17 protein-coding genes are annotated in these 17849 nt (G+C 68.2%); 7 read left to right on the forward strand and 10 right to left on the reverse strand.

What is annotated here, in order from left to right; all coding sequences use genetic code 11:
- Positions 1-76 precede the first annotated feature (76 nt).
- The 3 genes from HF877_RS14385 (at position 77) to HF877_RS14395 (ending at position 2481) form a co-directional block, all read left to right on the forward strand.
- Positions 77-415, forward strand: a complete 339-nt coding sequence (locus HF877_RS14385) for a YciI family protein (protein ID WP_169621866.1) — start codon at positions 77-79, stop codon at positions 413-415.
- A gap of 2 nt (positions 416-417) precedes the next feature.
- The gene (locus tag HF877_RS14390; RefSeq protein WP_169621868.1) at positions 418-1662 is read left to right on the forward strand and encodes a DUF6596 domain-containing protein; all 1245 of its coding nucleotides are present in this window, start codon (positions 418-420) and stop codon (positions 1660-1662) included.
- Between the two features lie 102 nt (positions 1663-1764).
- The gene (locus HF877_RS14395; protein ID WP_169621870.1) at positions 1765-2481 is read left to right on the forward strand and encodes an SOS response-associated peptidase; all 717 of its coding nucleotides are present in this window, start codon (positions 1765-1767) and stop codon (positions 2479-2481) included.
- A gap of 19 nt (positions 2482-2500) precedes the next feature.
- Here HF877_RS14395 and HF877_RS14400 read toward each other — a convergent pair whose 3' ends face one another.
- On the reverse strand, positions 2501-2989 hold the full coding sequence (locus HF877_RS14400) for an SRPBCC domain-containing protein (RefSeq protein ID WP_169621871.1): 489 nt from the start codon (positions 2987-2989) through the stop codon (positions 2501-2503).
- Positions 2990-3155: 166 nt separating this feature from the next.
- Between HF877_RS14400 and HF877_RS14405 the strand changes: the two genes are divergently transcribed.
- A complete protein-coding gene (locus HF877_RS14405; RefSeq protein ID WP_169621873.1) occupies positions 3156-3836 on the forward strand; it encodes a hypothetical protein in 681 nt (226 codons plus the stop codon).
- On the forward strand, positions 3837-5612 hold the full coding sequence (locus tag HF877_RS14410; RefSeq protein ID WP_169621874.1) for a GMC family oxidoreductase N-terminal domain-containing protein: 1776 nt from the start codon (positions 3837-3839) through the stop codon (positions 5610-5612).
- A gap of 325 nt (positions 5613-5937) precedes the next feature.
- Here the strand turns inward: HF877_RS14410 and pgl are convergent, their stop codons facing one another.
- From pgl to tkt, 5 genes are read right to left on the reverse strand one after another with little or no spacing between them, the layout of a single operon-like run.
- The gene (gene pgl, locus HF877_RS14415; protein WP_169621875.1) at positions 5938-6699 is read right to left on the reverse strand and encodes a 6-phosphogluconolactonase; all 762 of its coding nucleotides are present in this window, start codon (positions 6697-6699) and stop codon (positions 5938-5940) included.
- Positions 6692-7600 carry a glucose-6-phosphate dehydrogenase assembly protein OpcA gene (gene opcA, locus HF877_RS14420; protein WP_346765167.1) on the reverse strand — a complete coding sequence of 303 codons (909 nt, stop codon included), beginning with the start codon at positions 7598-7600 and terminating at the stop codon, positions 6692-6694. Before opcA ends, pgl begins: the two co-directional genes overlap by 8 nt.
- Positions 7597-9138, reverse strand: coding sequence for a glucose-6-phosphate dehydrogenase (zwf, locus tag HF877_RS14425; RefSeq protein ID WP_169621877.1), 1542 nt, complete (start codon positions 9136-9138; stop codon positions 7597-7599). The genes opcA and zwf overlap by 4 nt, the downstream gene beginning before the upstream one ends.
- 2 nt (positions 9139-9140) lie before the next feature.
- Positions 9141-10286: a transaldolase gene (tal, locus tag HF877_RS14430; protein WP_169621878.1), complete on the reverse strand. Its 1146-nt coding sequence runs from the start codon at positions 10284-10286 to the stop codon at positions 9141-9143.
- 4 nt (positions 10287-10290) lie between these two features.
- A complete protein-coding gene (tkt, locus tag HF877_RS14435) occupies positions 10291-12393 on the reverse strand; it encodes a transketolase (RefSeq protein WP_169621879.1) in 2103 nt (700 codons plus the stop codon).
- 212 nt (positions 12394-12605) lie between these two features.
- Here tkt and HF877_RS14440 point away from each other — a divergent pair, with 212 nt between their 5' ends.
- Positions 12606-13583 (forward strand): heme o synthase, encoded by a 978-nt coding sequence (locus HF877_RS14440; RefSeq protein ID WP_169621880.1) that lies wholly within the window; start codon positions 12606-12608, stop codon positions 13581-13583.
- 73 nt (positions 13584-13656) lie between these two features.
- Here HF877_RS14440 and HF877_RS14445 read toward each other — a convergent pair whose 3' ends face one another.
- The gene (locus HF877_RS14445) at positions 13657-14622 is read right to left on the reverse strand and encodes a quinone oxidoreductase (protein ID WP_169621881.1); all 966 of its coding nucleotides are present in this window, start codon (positions 14620-14622) and stop codon (positions 13657-13659) included.
- Between the two features lie 22 nt (positions 14623-14644).
- Here HF877_RS14445 and HF877_RS14450 point away from each other — a divergent pair, with 22 nt between their 5' ends.
- Positions 14645-14998 (forward strand): hypothetical protein, encoded by a 354-nt coding sequence (locus tag HF877_RS14450; RefSeq protein ID WP_169621882.1) that lies wholly within the window; start codon positions 14645-14647, stop codon positions 14996-14998.
- Between the two features lie 85 nt (positions 14999-15083).
- Here HF877_RS14450 and HF877_RS14455 read toward each other — a convergent pair whose 3' ends face one another.
- From HF877_RS14455 to HF877_RS14465, 3 genes are read right to left on the reverse strand one after another with little or no spacing between them, the layout of a single operon-like run.
- On the reverse strand, positions 15084-16049 hold the full coding sequence (locus HF877_RS14455) for a heme A synthase (protein WP_169621883.1): 966 nt from the start codon (positions 16047-16049) through the stop codon (positions 15084-15086).
- A gap of 54 nt (positions 16050-16103) precedes the next feature.
- Complete coding sequence (locus tag HF877_RS14460) at positions 16104-16901, reverse strand: ABC transporter permease (RefSeq protein ID WP_169621884.1); 798 nt, start codon at positions 16899-16901, stop codon at positions 16104-16106.
- On the reverse strand, positions 16898-17842 hold the full coding sequence (locus tag HF877_RS14465; protein WP_169621885.1) for an ABC transporter ATP-binding protein: 945 nt from the start codon (positions 17840-17842) through the stop codon (positions 16898-16900). The genes HF877_RS14460 and HF877_RS14465 overlap by 4 nt, the downstream gene beginning before the upstream one ends.
- Positions 17843-17849: the final 7 nt, after the last annotated feature.

Raw genomic sequence — 17849 nt, forward strand, 5'->3', positions numbered from 1 at the left:
CGTGTCGATTTCGGTAGGGAGAGTTCGTCGTCATGGTGTACGGCGAATCGTCGTACCGAACCACGAGGAGACGATCATGAAGTACATGCTGTTGATCTACACATCGGCGGCCGACGAGAGCACCTGCACGGTCGAGGACTGGCAGGACTACGAAAAGGCGATGCGGGACGCGGGGGTGCTCGTCACCGGCCACGCACTCCAGGACCTCACCACCGCGACCGCCGTACAGGTGGCGGCGGACGGTCGTCGCACGGTCACCGACGGCCCGTATGCGGAGACCCGGGAGGTACTGGGCGGCTACGACGTCGTCGATGTACCGGACCTCGACGTCGCGATCGAGTGGGCGTCCCGGTGTCCGGGCGCCCGGGACGGCGGCACCGTGGTGGTGCGCCCGATCGCCGAGTTCGGCGACTAGCCGTGCCCGATGCGGGTGTCTCGGCCGAAGCGGTGTTCCGCGAGGAGCACGGGCGGCTTCTCGCGGCGCTGGTGCACCGTTTCGGCGATCTGGACCTGGCCGAGGAAGCCGCATCGGACGCCCTCGAGGCGGCACTCGTGCACTGGCCGGTCGGCGGGGTGCCCGATCGGCCGGGCGCGTGGCTGCTCACCACCGCCCGTCGCCGGGCACTCGACCGGGTACGCCGCGACCGCGTCTACACGCAACGTCTGGCCGAACTCGCGATCGACATCGAGCGGCGCGGCTCCTCGGATCCGCGCGGCGACGAATTGCCCGACGAACGACTCGAACTGTTCTTCACGTGTGCCCACCCGGCACTGGCTCCCGACGACCGTGTCGCGCTGATCCTTCGTTGTCTCGGAGGTCTGACCACCGGCGAGGTCGCGCGCGCGTTCCTCGTTCCGCACGCCACGATGGCGCAGCGGATCGTGCGGGCCAAGAACAAGATCCGTGGCGCGCGAATCCCGTTCCGGGTTCCTCGTCCGGACGAACTCGACGAACGGCTGCCGGTGGTTCTCGGTGCCCTGTATTCGATCTTCACCGAAGGGTATGCGGCCAGTAGTGGCACCGATCTGCAACGGCCCGATCTGGCAGACGAATCGCTTCGGCTGGTGCGGATCCTGCACGGGCTCATGCCTTCGCAACGTGAGGTGGCCGGGTTGCTCGCGCTGGAACTGCTCGTCCATGCCCGTCGCCACGCCCGCACCGATTCCGACGGTGAGATCGTGCTCCTCGACGCCCAGGACCGGACCCGGTGGGACACGGCGATGATCGACGAGGGTCGTGCGCTGGTGGTGACCGGGCTGACCGGTGGGCCCCCCGGCCCGTACGCGGTGCAGGCGGCGATCGCCGCGCTGCACGACGAGGCGCCCGACGCCGAGTCCACCGACTGGCGACAGATCGTTGCGCTGTACGGAGTGCTGCTCGCACTCATGCCGTCGCCGCTGGTTGCCGCGAACCGCGCGGTCGCCGTGGCGATGTGCGACGGCCCGGAGTCGGGCCTGGCACTGCTCGACGGCCTGGCCGGCGAACCGGTCCTGCGCGAGCATCACCCGTACCACACGGCCAGGGCCGATCTTCTCGTCCGCCTCGGCCGTGATGCCGAGGCCGAGTCCGCGTTCCGGCAGGCGCTCGACCTCGCCGGCACCGAACCGGAACGTCGCCGAGTGCGTTCCCGACTGGCTTCGCTCGGGGATCGACCGGGGTGAACGTCCCGGGCTGCGTCCGTTGCCGGAGAGTGCCGGGTGCGGCCGTATCGCGGTGGGAAGATGTGAAACAAACGGAGCGTCGCAACCAGAGAGGCCGATGTCGTGTGCGGACGATATGCAAGCACGAGTACCCGGGACGACCTGCTTGCGGCCTACGATGCCGTGACGGCGGTCGGTGAGGAGTTGCCACCGTCCTACAACGTCGCCCCCACCCAGCGGGTCAACGTGGTGCTCGAGCGCGTCCCACGCGACACGCCCGGCGGTGATCCGGTGCGCATGGTGTCGTCCCGGGTCAGTTGGGGTCTGGTGCCGTCGTGGGCGAAGGACCCGAAGATCGGCTCGCGCATGATCAACGCCCGTTCGGAGACGATCACGCAGAAACCGGCGTTCAAGGCTGCTGCGTCCCGGCGGCGATGCATCCTGCCGGCGGACGGCTACTACGAGTGGATGAAGAACGAGGAGGGCAAGAAGATTCCCTTCTTCCTGCACGCCGACGCGCCGATCTCGATGGCCGGGCTCTACGAGTTGTGGCCCGATCCGGAACGGCCCGAGGATGATCCGGATCGCTGGTTGTGGACGTGCACGGTGCTGACGCGCCCGGCCACCGATGCGGCCGGGCATATCCACGACCGCTCACCCGTGGTGCTTCCGGAGACGTTCGTCGACCCGTGGCTGGACGTGGCGCTGACCGACCGTGACGACGTGGAGGCGCTGCTCAACTCGATCCCGGAACCTCATCTCGAGCCGTACGAGGTCGGTACCGCCGTCAACTCGCCCCGGAACAACACGCCGGATCTGCTACGGCCCGTCCATCATTGACCGGCCCGGAGGAGAGGTCTCACCGATATTCGTCGACCAGCGACAAGTAGTCGCTCCACCGAGGCGGCCGGCCTCCGGTCAAGGCGGCGTCCAAGCGATCGAGGTAGTACTGCCAGACCGGACCGATCTCACCGGCTTCCGATCGTGGGACGTGTGAGTGCGTGAAGTCGAGGGTGGTGACGCGGCCTACGGTGTGCAGCGCGACGGCGAGCAACCATCCGTCGACGTCGACGGAGAAACGGGACGGGGGAGTGCATTCGACGATGCGCACGTCGGCGGTGGCCGAATCGTGCTCGTCCACCATCGTCAACCGCACCCGCCCGGTGGAGGGATCTCCGGTGTATGTGCCGTACCAGCGGGACAATTCGCGGGGTTCGGTGAGTGCTGTCCAGATCTCGCTTGCGGGCAACGCGAAACTGCGACGGTAGACCAGTCCGACCAGCGACGCGTCGTCGGGACAGTCGCTTTCCGGCCGTACTTCTCCCATCACCGTGGTCGGCGTGCCCATCGGATTCTCCCTCTCGTAGACCCTCCCAGTGTGGTCCACCGGACCGCCGACGGGTGACCGAACCGGCGCGGCCGGTAGGTCCCGGCCGGTCGCCCCATCTCCCGAATTCCGACCGGTTCGTCCGTACACTCCCATAAGTTGTCTTTGCACCGGCGGAGGGGGCGGCGTGGCCTGCGAACACGACGGTTCATGGAACCGACGGCAGTTTCTGACCGGCTTGATCGGCGGTGGTGCCGCACTGGCCGCGCTGGGCGTGGTGGGCGCGCCCGCGGCGGGGGCTCAACCCGCGGCCCCGGCACCACCGATCCGGGACACCATCAACGGTGTGCTCTCGTTCGTGGTTCCCGGAAACGACCCCTATTCGCATCATCAGGGGGTGGCGACGGACCGGCCGGGTGGGGTGACTCCGGGCACGGCAGCGTCGCTCGAGCGCACCCTCGACCGAGCGCTCGCGATTCCGCTGTTCGGAGGAGTGGGAGTTCCCCTTCCGGGCGCAGCCGGAGTTGCGGTGCTGCTCAACATCTTTGCTGCCACCGCCGATCCGGGCGCTTCGAACGGGCCGTTCGCGGCGCCGTTCGCCAACCTGGACTTTGCGAAGAAGGCGCTGGTGTTCGAGTGGCTCGACACCGACCCACGCTTCGAGAATTTCATCATCAGGTTCGTGGTCAACGCGCTGCCCACCCTCGCCGCGTTCGCCGCGTTCTCGGAGGTGTCGGCGTTCGATCCGGTCGAACGGAAGACGACCGGCCGTCCCGTCGGCTGGGACCTCAGCAACTACGCCGGGCCGAGCGATGGGTGGGACGAAGTGATCGGGTACTACCGCGGGATCGACAAGGTGGAGGCGTAGATGACCGACGTAATCGTGATCGGGTCGGGCGGGGGCGGCCCCGTGGTCGCGAAGGAACTCGCCGCCCGCGGGCTCGATGTCCTCGTCCTCGAAGCCGGGCCACGCTTCGCCGACCCGGAGAACGAGTGGACGCATTTCGAGGACGACGCCAACAACCCGATCACAGGATTTCTGCGGCAAGGACCCGGTGATCGATCCCGGACGCCGTGGCTGCGCGACGTTCCTCAGCAATCGTATGTGTGGCAGGTCGCCGGCGTCGGGGGCACCACCCTGCACTTCTTCGGTAATTCGCCTCGGGCGGCAGCAGGTGCATTCGCCGGATACGACGGTCCCGACCGGGACATGTACGACACCGCGCATCTGTTCCCGTTCGGTTACGACGAGTTGCGGCGCTACTACGAATGGGTCGAGGCGACACTCCCGGTGCAGACGGCGCCGATGGGCGCCAAGGAGCAGGTGTTCCTCCGTGGCGCCGCCGCCCTCGGCCTGACACACCAGACCACGCTCGACACGACAGGACCGTCGTACCGTGCGCAGCAGAACGCGATCCTGCAGCCCGGCGGAACCGCCGGACGCACCCGCGACCCCGCGCTGCTGCACTACCCCGACGCACGCGGATGCACCATGTGTGGGCACTGCTATCAGGGTTGCTACCTGCCGCTCGGAGCGCCACGAAATCTGAAAGCCAAGCGCTCGACCGATAATTCGTACGTTCCGATGATGCTCACCGCCGACGCGTGGTCGCCCCACGGCCGTGCCGTCACACTCGTCTCCGACGCCGTCGTCACGAAGATCCTCTTCGAGGAGGTCCACGGGGAGACCACCGCGCGTGGGGTGCGGTTCACGACCACTGCCGACGGCGCGGAGCACGAGGCCACGGCTCCCGTCGTCGTTCTCGCCGCAGGATGTGTCGAGTCGCCGCGACTGTGGCTCGGTTCCGGTCTCCCCAACCCGAACGGATGGGTCGGCCGTGGCTTGACCGATCACCACATGGACGGCGTATTCGGGGTCTTCGACGAGTACACGGGCCAGACCAGAGGCCCCGGCTCGAATGCACGCGTCGACCTTCCCGGCTACGGCGGGGTCGAGCAACTCGGTCTGCCACCGGCGCTCATCGCGTACGCACTGAACTTCAGCGATTCCGGGATCCACGGATACGGAAGAGCGGGGGGCGTGGTCGACTCCGCGGGAGCGGACACCATGGGAAGGCTCGTGGGCCGCGATCTGCTGAATACGATGGCCGACACCGACCGGGTGCTCGCGGCACTCGTCATCACCGACGACGACGTCGAACCGGAGAACCGGGTGACGTTGTCGCCGGTGCTGCTTCCGAGCGAAGGCGGGCTCGCGCCGAAAGTGACCATGGCCCACAGAAATCGATCGGCGCGCACGAAGCGCAATCGCGAATACTCGACCCGGAAGGCTGTCGAACTGATGCGCGCGGCGGGCGCCAAGTCGGTGCACCGATGCGACTGGCCGCCGTTGATTCTGCATTCGCAGTCGAGCATGCGGATGGGCCTCGAAGAACACAACTCGGTACTCGACGCCGATGCGGAATCACGTTGGGTCAAGCGCCTGTTCATCACCGACAACTCGGCGCTCGCCAACAGCCTCGGCGGCCCCAACCCCACGCTGACCACGCAGGCTGTCGCCACCCGGACGGCGGAGAAGATCATCGAGAAGTACTTCGGCGGTGAGGTGTGGGTGGGGCGTGAGAATCCGGTCTCGTCGATCGACGACCGGGTCACCGCCGCGGTGATCGAGCGAGGGCTGTAAGGGACAGCGAGACCGAGCTAGGGGAGCGCCGGTTCTTCCTGCGGCGTGGGAACCGCAGGGTCCGGTGGTGCGTCGAACGTGACAAGGGCCGACAACGACGGCGGCCCACCACAGGAGGAGCCCACCCGCATGGATCCACGAACGACGCGATGTGTTCCCGGACGCTCTCGGCTCGCTGCCTCACGCGCGACGCGCGGACCCCGCTCGTCCATAAAGTTTCGTTGCGTCAGGGAGGGCACCGACGACACCGCACCGCAGATCCCGGCCGACGATCCGGACTGCGACAGCGACCCTCGATAACTCGGCGGCGCGGAACCGCCGCCGATCAGGACGTGGGAAGTTTCGCGGCCGCAGCCGGGTCGACGAACCACACGGTGCGCTCACGCCCGTGCGCTCCGGCGGCGGGAACGTCCTCCGGGTCCGCTCCGCCGACCGACGCGGCTACGGCGTCGGCCTTGTTCTCGCCGGCGACCAGCAACCACACCTGACGGGCGCGTTGCACAGCGGGCAGCGTCAAGGTCACCCGCGCCGGCGGCGGCTTCGGTGAATCGTCCACTCCGACGACGAATCGCTCCGTTTCGCGCACCGCAGCGGTGTGCGGGAAGAGGGAGTTGATGTGCCCCTCGCCGCCCATGCCGAGCAGGTGCACGTCGAAGTCGGGCACGGACCCGTCTGCGGACTGTGCCGCGAGGAGTCGGGCATAGCGCTCGGCGGACTCCGCCGGCGTGGTGCATCCGTCCTCACCGAGAGCAGGCATGGTGTGGATGCGCGCCTCGTCGATCGGCACGTGGTCGAGCAACGCAGCCCGCGCCTGTACTTCGTTGCGCTCGGGGTCGCCCGGGGGCAGGAACCGCTCGTCGCCGAAGTACACGTTGACGGCCGACCAGTCGATCCCGCCCTGCTCACGCCCGACGTGTTCGAGCACGGCGATGCCCGTTCCGCCGCCGGTGAGCACCACGTGGGCCTGGAGCCGTTCGGTTTGTGCTGCCACCACCGCATCGACGAAAGCCTTTGCCGCGGCGCGTGCGACGGCATCGGAGTCGGCGAAGGTCAATACCTCGGTCGGGGTCTTGGCGGGATCAGACATATTCCACCTTCGGCAGGGCCGACAGCGCGGCCTCGTAGATGACATCGGGGTCGAGCCGGCGCAGTTCTTCGGCGAGGCACTCCGCGGAGTCCCGCCGTGCCAGCGTGATCAAGGACGCAGGTTTGTCGGTTCGTTCGAGCGTCGCGACACGCCCCTCCTGCGGACGGCCGAGCACGATCGTCTGCGTGGTGGTGCGCAGTTCGACGCGCAGGTCGCCGGTCGCGCGCTGCACCGGGCAGTCGATGCGGCTCGCGAGCCATCCCGCGAGAAGGTCGATGGCCGGTTCGGTCTGCAGGCCCGAGACATGGGCTGACACGACCTGCTCGTACGGCGGTTGTTCGAGCGCGGAGACCAGCAGCGCGCGCCAGTAGGTGATCCGGGCCCATGCCAGGTCGGTGTCACCCGGGGTGTATCCGGACAACCGCGAGAACAGATCGGCGCGCGGATCGAGGGCGTTCGTGGTGTCGGTGAGCCGGCGCACCGCCAACCTGCCCACGGGGTCGTGTGCGGGAACCGGCGGCGCCTGGCCGGGCCACCACGCCACGACAGGCGTGTCGGGCAGCAGGAAGGGCACCACGACCGACTCCTGGTGCTCGGCGAGTTCGCCGTGGAGCGCGAGGATCAGCACCTCGGACGCGCCGGCCTCACCACCGACGCGGATCTCCGCGTCGAGGCGCGAGGGGCCTTCGGCCCGCCCCCGCCCGACGACGATGACGCGGCAGGGATGCTCGCGGGCGGCATCGGTGGCGGCCGAAATCGCCGCCTCGATTCCCCGGGCTTCGCCGGCGCACACGACGAGTGTGAGAACCCTGCCCTGAGTGACGATTCCGCCGGTCCTGCGAAGTTCGACCAGCTTCTTGCTGACGTCCACCGCGGAGGTGTTGCGCAATTGCAGTCTCACGGCCGTCTCCATTCCCGGCCGGAGCGGCGCAGCATCTCGTCGGACGACGCCGTGCCCCAGCTTCCCGCCTCGTACGGTTCGGGCCGGCCCTTCGTGGCCCAATGGTCGAGAACCGGATCGAGGATCTTCCAGGACAACTCGACCTCTTCGTCCACGGGGAACAGGGACGGTTCTCCGAGCAGCACGTCGAGCAACAGTCGTTCGTACGCCTCCGGGGAGGACACCGTGAACGCCTGACCGTAACTGAAGTCCATGCTCACGTCGCGCACCTCCATCTCGGAGCCGGGCACCTTCGACCCGAAGCGCATCGTGACACCTTCGTCGGGCTGCACCCGGATCACGAGTGCGTTCTGGCCGAGGTCGGAGGTCATCGTCGTGTCGAACGGCAGGTGGGGCGCACGCTTGAACACGACGGCGATCTCGGTGACCCGGCGGCCCAGCCGTTTTCCGGTCCGCAGGTAGAACGGGACCCCGGCCCACCGCCGGGTGTCCACCTCGAGGGTGATCGCCGCATACGTCTCGGTCGTCGAATCCGCCGCGAAGCCCTTTTCCTCGAGCAGCCCGACGACACGTTCGCCGCCCTGCCAGCCACCGGTGTACTGACCGCGTGCGGTGGTCTCGTCGAGGGGTTCGGCAAGCCGGGTCGCGGACAGCACCTTGATCTTCTCGGCGCGCAGTTCGGACGGCGCGAAGCTGATCGGCTCTTCCATCGCCGTGAACGCCAGCAACTGCAGCAGATGGTTCTGGATGACGTCGCGCGCCGCCCCGATCCCGTCGTAATATCCCGCTCGTCCGCCGAGACCGATGTCCTCGGCCATGGTGATCTGGACATGGTCGACGTAGTGCGCGTTCCAGATCGGATCGAACAACTGGTTCGCGAACCGCAGCGCCAGGATGTTTTGAACCGTCTCCTTGCCGAGATAGTGGTCGATGCGGAACACCGAATCCTCGGAGAACACTTCGCCGACGACCGCGTTGAGTTCACGCGCACTCTCGAGGTTGTGGCCGAACGGTTTCTCGATCACCACCCGGCTCCACGAGTCGTCGTGCGCCGCCGCGAGACCCGAGCGTGCCAGTTGCCCGCACACCACCGGGAACGCGTCGGGCGGAACCGACAGGTAGAAGGCGTGATTTCCGCCGGTACCCCGCTCCTGATCGAGCTTGTGCAGGGTCTCGGCGAGCTCGGCGAACGCCGCGTCGTCGTCGAACGAGCCCTGGACGAAGCGGATGCCTTCGGCGAGCCGCTGCCAGACCTCTTCGCGGAACGGGGTGCGCGAATTGTTGCGCACCGCGTCATGCACCACTTCACCGAACTCGGCGTCGTCCCACTCCCGGCGGGCGAATCCGACAAGAGCGAATCCGGGCGGCAGGAGCCCGCGGTTGGCCAGGTCGTACACCGCCGGCATCAGCTTGCGCCGGGCGAGATCGCCCGTGACGCCGAAGATGACGAGAGCGCACGGACCCGCGATACGGGGTAGCCGGCGATCCCTGCTGTCCCGCAGCGGGTTCACCCACTCCGCCGTCCCGGATTCGCTCACGTTCAGCCCTCCGCGCCGGGTGCGTGGGCGGTGAGCTGCTCCGACGTGGCCGTCAGCAGCTCGTTCCAGGACGCTTCGAACTTCTCGAGACCTTCTTCTTCGAGCTTGCGGAACACGTCCGGAAGGTCGATCCCCGCGGAAGCGAGCGCGTCGAACACCTGCTGCGCTGCGGCGATGTTGCCGGTGACCGTGTCGCCGGTGATCTCCCCGTGGTCGGCGACCGCTTCGAGGGTCTTCTCCGGCATCGTGTTCACGGTGTTCGGAGCAACCAACTCGGTGACGTACATCGTGTCGGAGTACTCCGGGTTCTTCACCCCGGTCGACGCCCACAGGGCACGCTGCGGGAGCGCGCCCGCCTCTGCGAGCTGCTCGAAACGTGCACCGGACTCGAAGGCCTTGCGGTACGAGCCGTACGCCAGCCGGGCGTTCGCGACGCCCGCCTTGCCGCGCAGCGCCAGGGCCGCGTCGGTGCCGATCTCCTCGAGACGCGCATCGATCTCGGTGTCGACCCGGGAGACGAAGAACGATGCCACCGAATGGATCTTCGAGAGATCGTGGCCGGCGGCCTTGGCCGCGGTCAGCCCGTCCAGGTACGACTCGATGACCCGCTCGTATCGCTCGACGGAGAAGATCAGCGTGACGTTCACACTGATGCCCTCGCCGATCACGCGTGCGATCGCCGGCAGCCCGGCCATGGTCGCGGGGATCTTGATGAAGAGGTTGGGGCGATCGACGACGCGCCACAACTCCAGCGCCTGCGCGACGGTCTCGTCGGTGGCGTGAGCGAGGCGCGGATCGACCTCGATCGACACGCGGCCGTCGAGCCCGCCGGTCGCCTCGTACACGGGAGCGAGCACGTCGCACGCCGAGCGGACGTCGTCGGTGGTGACGGCGAGGATGGTTTCCTCGACGTCCGCACCGCCCGCTGCCAGCTCACGAACCTGCGCGTCGTACGCGTGTCCCTTGGACAACGCCGCCTGGAAGATCGACGGATTGGTGGTGACACCGACGACACTCCGGGTGGCGATCAGTTCGGCGAGATTGCCGGACTCGATCCGCTCACGCGACAGGTCGTCCAGCCACACCGAAACGCCCTGGGCGGAGAGGGCGGCGAGTACCTCGTTCTGCGCGGTGGTCTGCGAAGTCATCCGATCATCCCTTCACTGTGGTCAGCGAGCGGTGCGCAGCGTCGACAACGGCTTCTGCGGTGATTCCGAACTCGCGGTACAGGGTCTTGTAGTCGGCGGAAGCGCCGAAGTGCTCGAGCGACACGGCCTCGCCGGCGTCGCCGATGAGCCGGTACCACGGGAGCGCGAGACCGGCCTCGACGGAGACACGGGCACGCACCGACGGCGGGAGCACCTCGTCGCGGTATGCCTGATCCTGCTCGAGGAACCAGTCGAGCACCGGCACCGAGACGACGCGGGTGGGCACACCCTCGGCCTCGAGGGTCTCGCGCGCGGCCACAGCCAGTTCGACCTCCGAACCGGTTGCGAGCAGCACGACCTCGGGGGTTCCGGTGGACGCTTCGACGAGCACGTATGCGCCGCGGGCGACACCCTCGGCGGCCTTCTCCCGGGTTCCTTCGAGAACCGGCACGTTCTGGCGGGTGAGTGCCAGCGCGGTCGGGCCCGTCTTGTTCTCGAGAGCCGACTTCCATGCGAAGGACGTCTCGTTGGCATCGGCCGGACGGATCACCGCGAGGTTGGGGATCGCGCGCAGCGCGGCGAGGTGCTCGATCGGCTGGTGCGTCGGGCCGTCCTCACCGAGTCCGATCGAGTCGTGGGTCCACACGTAGATCGCCGGTGTCTGCATGAGCGCGGCGAGACGGACCGCGGGCCGCATGTAATCGGAGAAGACGAGGAAGGTGCCGCCGTAGGCGCGGGTCGGGCCGTGCAGCGCGATGCCGTTGAGGATCGAACCCATCGCGTGCTCGCGGATACCGAAATGCAGGGTCCGGCCGTAGGGCTGGGCAGTCCACTCGTCGGTGGAGATCGACTCGGGACCGAACGAGTCGGAACCGGGGATCGTGGTGTTGTTGCTGCCGGCGAGGTCGGCGGAACCGCCCCACAGTTCCGGCAGGATCGGGCCGAGGGTCGCGAGCGCATTGCCCGAGGCCTTGCGGGTCGCGGGACCGCTGTCGGTCGGATCGTAGAGCGGCAGGGCGTCGACCCAGCCCTCCGGGAACTCACCCGCGAACAGACGGTCGAACAGTTCCTTGCGCTGCGGCTCGCGCCGGGCCCACGCGTCGAAGTCGGCCTGCCACGCCTCGCGCACCTTGGCGTTGCGCTCGATGACGCCGCGGGCGTGCTCGATCACAGCCGGATCGACGTCGAAGTTCTTCTCGGGATCGAAGCCGAGCACCTTCTTCACGGCGGCGACCTCGTCGGTGCCGAGCGCAGCGCCGTGCACGTCGCCGGTGTTCATCTTGGTCGGAGCCGGATAGCCGATGATCGTGCGCACGGAAATGAGCGACGGACGATCGGTGACCGCCTTGGCGGCCTCGACGGCCTCGAGGATCCCGGTGACGTTCTCGCCGCCGTCGACGGTCTGCACGTGCCAGCCGTACGCCTCGTACCGCTTCGCCACGTCCTCACCGAGCGCGATCGTGGTGTCGTGCTCGATCGAGATCTTGTTGGCGTCGTAGAAGACGATCAGATTGCCGAGTTCCTGCACGCCGGCGAGCGACGAAGCCTCGGACGTGACGCCCTCTTCGATGTCACCGTCGGACGCGATCACGTAGACGAAGTGATCGAACGGGCTCTCACCCGGAGCGGTGTCCGGATCGAACAGGCCGCGCTCGCGACGGGCGGCCATGGCCATACCGACGGCGGACGCGAGGCCCTGCCCGAGCGGTCCGGTGGTCATCTCGACGCCCGCGGTGTGCCCGTACTCGGGGTGTCCCGGGGTCAGCGAGCCCCACGTGCGCAGCGCCTCGAGGTCGGCGAGTTCGACGCCGTATCCCGACAGGTACAGCTGGATGTACAGGGTCAGGCTGGAGTGGCCGCACGACAGCACGAAACGGTCGCGACCGACCCACTTCGGATCGGTCGGGTCGTGACGCATCACGCGCTGGTAGAGGGTGTAGGCGAGCGGAGCGAGGCTCATCGCGGTGCCGGGGTGCCCGTTGCCGACCTTCTGCACCGCATCGGCGGCGAGCACGCGGGCCGTGTCGACCGCCTTGGTGTCCAGGTCGGTCCAGTCGGCCGGATGCGCCGGCTGAGTGAGGGTGCGGATCTCGTCTGTGATCGACACGAGCAGAGTTCTCCTGACATGGGGTGTACGGGGTGCCTGCGGGTAGAAGTTGGCCCGCGCGCTCCTTAAGAGTAGTGCGCGCCGCGGAGCGGGTCGATTCGGTCGGGGCGGGTCCGCCGTCTACCATCGTTTGTAGTAGAAGGAGCGTCCGGACCCGGGCGACCGTGAACGGGCGAGCGAAAGTGCGGATTCGCGTGGTGCAAGGAGACAGTGTGCGGGCAGGGCAACGGCCGAAGGGACACGGATTCGGCGCCCCCGAAGCGCCAGGCGCTCCCCGCCCCGACACCGCGTGGGGACGTCTCTCGGGCACCGTGCTCGCCTACATCGCGCTCACGAAGCCGCGTGTCATCGAGCTGCTGCTGGTCGCAACCATCCCCGCGATGCTGTTCGCCGACCGGGGCCACGTCGACATCGTCCTGATCCTGAGCACCCTGTTCGGTGGCTGGATGGGTGCGGCGAGCGCCAATTCGCTCAACTGTGTGGTCGACGCCGACATCGACAAGGTGATGAAGCGGACCGCGCTTCGTCCCCTCGCACGTCAGACCGTGCCGACCCGCAATGCGTTCGTCTTCGGCGTCCTGCTGGGTGTGGCTTCCTTCGCGTGGTTGTGGTGGCGGGCGAACCTGCTGTCGGGTCTGCTGGTCGTCGCGACCATCGCGTTCTACGTCCTCGTCTACACGATGGTGCTCAAGCGTCGTACCTGGCAGAACGTCGTCTGGGGCGGCGCGGCAGGATGCATGCCCGTGATGGTCGGCTGGGCCGCCGTCACCGGATCGCTCAGCTGGGAACCGGTCGTATTGTTCCTCGTCATCTTCTTCTGGACGCCGCCGCACACGTGGGCGCTGGCGATGCGGTACAAGGAGGACTACAAGGCGGCCGGCGTGCCGATGCTGCCCGTGATCGCGACAGAGCAGCACGTCACCAAGCAGATCCTCCTGTACACCTGGGCGACCGTGATCGCGACCCTCGTGATCGTGCCCGCCGCCGGCATCATCTACGCCGTGTTCGCCGTCCTCGCCGGAGCGTGGTTCCTGTTCGTCGCGCACCAGCTCTACAGCAGCGTGCGGGGCGGCGCGTCGGTCAAGCCGCTCAAGCTGTTCCTGCAGTCCAACAATTACCTGGCGCTGGTATGCCTCGGCCTCGCGGTCGACTCGGTGCTGGCCCTGCCGACGATCGGCTCCTACTTCTGATCCCGGATCCCCTGATCACGACGAAGCCCCCGCTCCACACCGGAGCGGGGGCTTTGCGTTGTGCGGTCGTTGCTCAGGGAATCAGGACGACGGAGCCGGTCGTCCGGCGGGCAGCGAGATCCGTGTGCGCCCGGGCGGCGTCCGCCAGCGGGTAGGTCGCACCGACACGGACGTGCAGGGATCCGTCGGCGATCGCCGCGAACACGTCCCCCGCCCGCCAGAGCAGCTCTTCGCGGGTGCGTGTGTAGTGCGCGAGGGTAGGGCGGGTGACGAACAGTGAACCCGCGGGGTTGAGGCGCTGCAGGTCGAACGGCGGAACCGGGCCGCTCGCCGCACCGAACAACGCGACCATGCCGCGGATACGGACCGAGGCGAGGGACGCCTCGAACGTTGCCGCACCGACCCCGTCGTACGCCGCGGCGACGCCCTCACCGCCGGTGAGTTCCCGGACCCGGGCTGCGATGTCGTCGTCGTAGCGCAGGACTTCGGCCGCACCGGCGTCGCGGGACAGGGCTTCCTTGGCATCGGACGAGACGGTGGTGATCACCCGTACGCCCTTCTTTGCGGCCAACTGGGTGAGCAGCAGACCCACGCCGCCGGCACCCGCGTGCACGAGCACGGTGTCGCCGGCCCGGGCGGGATACACCGACTCGATCAGGTAGTGCGCGGTCATGCCCTGCAGCAGCGCAGACGCCGCCTGCTCGGTGGGCACGCCGTCCGGGACCGGTACCGCCACGGCCTCGGGGACGCAGACGAGTTCCGCATACGAGCCGGGGGCCGCGCACCACGACACCCGCGTGCCGATCCGCCCGTCCTCGACGCCCTCGCCGACTGCGACGACCGTTCCGGTGCCCTCCGAGCCCGGAACGTACGGCAGGTCGGTGGGGTACATACCGGTGCGGAAATAGGTGTCGATGAAGTTCACGCCGATGGCGTCGGTGCGGACGAGCAGGTCGCCGGGGCCGGGCTGCGGGTCGGGACGTTCCACCGGAACGAGGACGTCGGGACCTCCGAACTGTGCCACTTCGATTGCGCGCATTCCGTCACAGTATTCTGCTTTCATGAGCGCCGAAACAGAGGTCGCGGCCGCACCGGCCGCCATCGTCTCGTCCATTCGCACCTTCGTCGCCGAGCACGGCGGCTCCGGCAAGGCCGTGCTGCAGCCGATCGGCCGGTCCGGGGTCCGGGTCACCGTCGTCGCCGCCGACGGGACGCTCGGTGATCGGGTCGCGAAGGACTTGCCGACCGCCCACGCCGTCATCGACGCGTTGCCGGACGTCACCGTCTCCGAGTGGGACCGGGAACTGACCAGCATCGTCAATCCGCAGCCCGGGCACTGGAAGAAGATGGCCGGCTGGGTCGCCCGTCAGGCGCGGTTCCCGAAGGCACGCAACGAGCACCCGATTCGCTCCTGACACCTGCCCGACACAGACCTCGGGGCCGTCCACATCGTCGATGTGGACGGCCCCGAGGTCTGTATGGGGGACGGTCTGTGAGGAGTCAGACGGTGACCGGTTCGGGCACCGGTGCGGTGGTCCGGATCCGTCCGGCGGCCCAGACGGCGGCGGTCGCGGCGGTGCACAGCCCGGCGCCGGCGACGTGCAGCACGACCAGCACGGCAGGCACGTCGGTCCAGAACTGCACGAGTCCGATACATGCCTGGGCGGCGACGAGGGCGAGGACGACCTTCAGTCGGGTCTTGACCGCTTCGGGGGCGTGGAGGGCGTACACGGCGAACGCGAGGCCGACGAGCAGTGCGAGATAGCCGACGAGTGCTTCCGCGTGCAGGTGAACCAGCATCGTGATGTCGAGGTCGAGGCGAGGCACCGGGTTGTCGATGCTCTTGTCACCGGCGTGTGGTCCCGCACCGGTCACCATGGTGCCCAGGACGAGGACGCCCGCCAGCGCGACGGCGGACAGAGCGGTGAGCCAGCGCAACGGCTGGGGCAGCACCTGCACGACGATCCCGTCGTCCGGTTCGCCGACCTTGGCGTAGAGGATCACTGCGAGCCAGACCATCAGCATGGAAGCGAGCATGTGGATCGCCACGGTCCACCACACCAGGCCCGCGAGGACGGTGATTCCGCCGAGGATCGCCTGGACGACCGTGCCGGCGGGCATCAGCCACGCCCACGCGATCACTTCCTTGCGACGGCGCGCCCGGGTCACAGCGAGGACGATCGCCGCCGCGACAGCGACGACCACGAACGTGAGCAGTCTGTTTCCGAACTCGACGACCTGGTGCAGGGTGTGGACGTTGCTCGACACCCCGACCGGGACCAGCGATCCCGGGAAGCACTGCGGCCAGGTGGGGCAGCCGAGCCCGGACGCGGTCACGCGGACCACGGAACCGGTCACTGCGATGCCGCCCTGGGTGAGGATCGTCAGGAACGCGATGATCCGCTGCGCCCGGAGAGACGGCAAGGGGAGACGGTCGACAAGGCTCAGGTAGCCGCGATACAACACGGCCCCGATGCTACGGCGTCGTCCACTACAACGTGTAGTTGGGTGCTGCGCCGATCAGGTGAACCGGAACCATCTCACAGCGGCGGTCCCGCCGATCGCCGTCCACACCACCAGAACGGCGATCGACAGCCAGTCCACGCCGCCCGCCACGGCGGTGTCGAGCGCCAGCGTCAGCGCGCCCGACGGCACGAGGCGCACGACATGCAGCAGCGCGTCAGGAACGACATCGTCGAGCAGCACGATGCTGCCGATTCCGAGGAGCACGAACCAGACGATGTTCGCCAGCGCGAGCACGATCTCGGCCCGCAACGTGCCGCCGAGCAACAGTCCGAGGGTCGCGAACATCACCGTTCCGAGTGCGATCACGACGGCGCCGACGAGCAGTCCCACCGCGGTGGGCCGCCATCCGAGCGCGACGCCGATTCCTCCGAGGAGAATTGATTGCAGCACCACTACGATCCCGACAGCACCGCTTTTACCTGCGATGATGCCCCACTTCGGGAGTGCGGTCGCACCGATTCTTTTCAATGCACCGTATCTGCGGTCGAATCCGACGGCGATCGCTTGCCCGGTGAAGGCGGTCGACATGATCGCCACCATCATCACGGCGGGAAGAACGCGGGCGGCACGGTCCTCACCGAGATCGGCGATCGGCAGCAGGGTGAGACCGATCAGCAGCGTGATGGGGATGAACATCGTCAGCAGCAACTGCTCGCCGTTGCGCAGCAGTAGTTTCAGCTCCATCCGCGTCTGCGCCGCGAGCATCCTCGCCGGCGCATTCGGAGTGGGACGGGGCGTGAAGGTCCCCTCGGCGAATCGATTGTTCGCCAGTCGGTCGTGGGTCACGCTCACCCTCTCAGCTCCCGTCCGGTCAGTTCGAGGAACACGTCCTCGAGGCTGCGCTGGTCCACCCGGATCTCGGTGGCCAGCACACCCAGCTTCTCGCACCACTGCGCTGCCGCGGCGACGACGGACGGTTCGACCGCACCTTCGATCAGGTAGCGGCCGGGGAGTGCTTCGCGGACCCGGCAGGTGCCGGTCAGCGCGGATTGCAGCGGTGCCACGTCGAGAGCGGGCGGGGCCGTCACCCACAACTGGCCCTCCGCGCCGGTGCGCATGACTTCTTCCGGGGTTCCCGCCGCCACGACGCTGCCGTGATCGATGATCACGATTTCGTCGGCGAGTTCTTCGGCTTCGTCCATCAGGTGCGTGGTCAGCAGCACGCTCACGCCGTCGCGGCGCAACGCGTCGATCAATTCCCAGACCAGCAGCCGGGCCTGTGCGTCGAGACCGGCTGTGGGCTCGTCGAGGAACACCAGTTCGGGTCGGCCGACCAGGGCGCACGCCAGCGCGAGACGCTGCTGCTGGCCTCCGGACAACCGCCGGTAGGGGGTACGCCGCGCTTCCTCCAGGCCGAGACGATGGAGCAACCAGTCCGGATCGAGGGGATCTGCCGAGTAGGCGGCCACGAGGTCGAGCATCTCGCCCGCACGGGACCCGGGGTAGGCGCCGCCGCCTTGCAGCATCACGCCGATCCGTGGTCGCAGCGCGTCGGAGTCGGCGACCGGATCGAGTCCGAGCACTCGGACGGAGCCCGCATCGGGGGTCACGAACCCCTCGCACATCTCGACGGTGGTCGTCTTCCCGGCGCCGTTCGGGCCGAGCAGGGCGAGCACCTGGGCGCGTTCGACCGTCAGGTCGAGGCGGTCCACCGCGGTGACGCCCCCATAGGTCTTCACAACGCCGTCCAGGCGCACGGCCGGCACTGCGGCGGAGGGAGAACTCGGGGTCACAGGGTTC

It is taken from the genome of Rhodococcus sp. BL-253-APC-6A1W (assembly GCF_012843405.1).
Taxonomy (GTDB): Bacteria; Actinomycetota; Actinomycetes; order Mycobacteriales; family Mycobacteriaceae; genus Rhodococcus.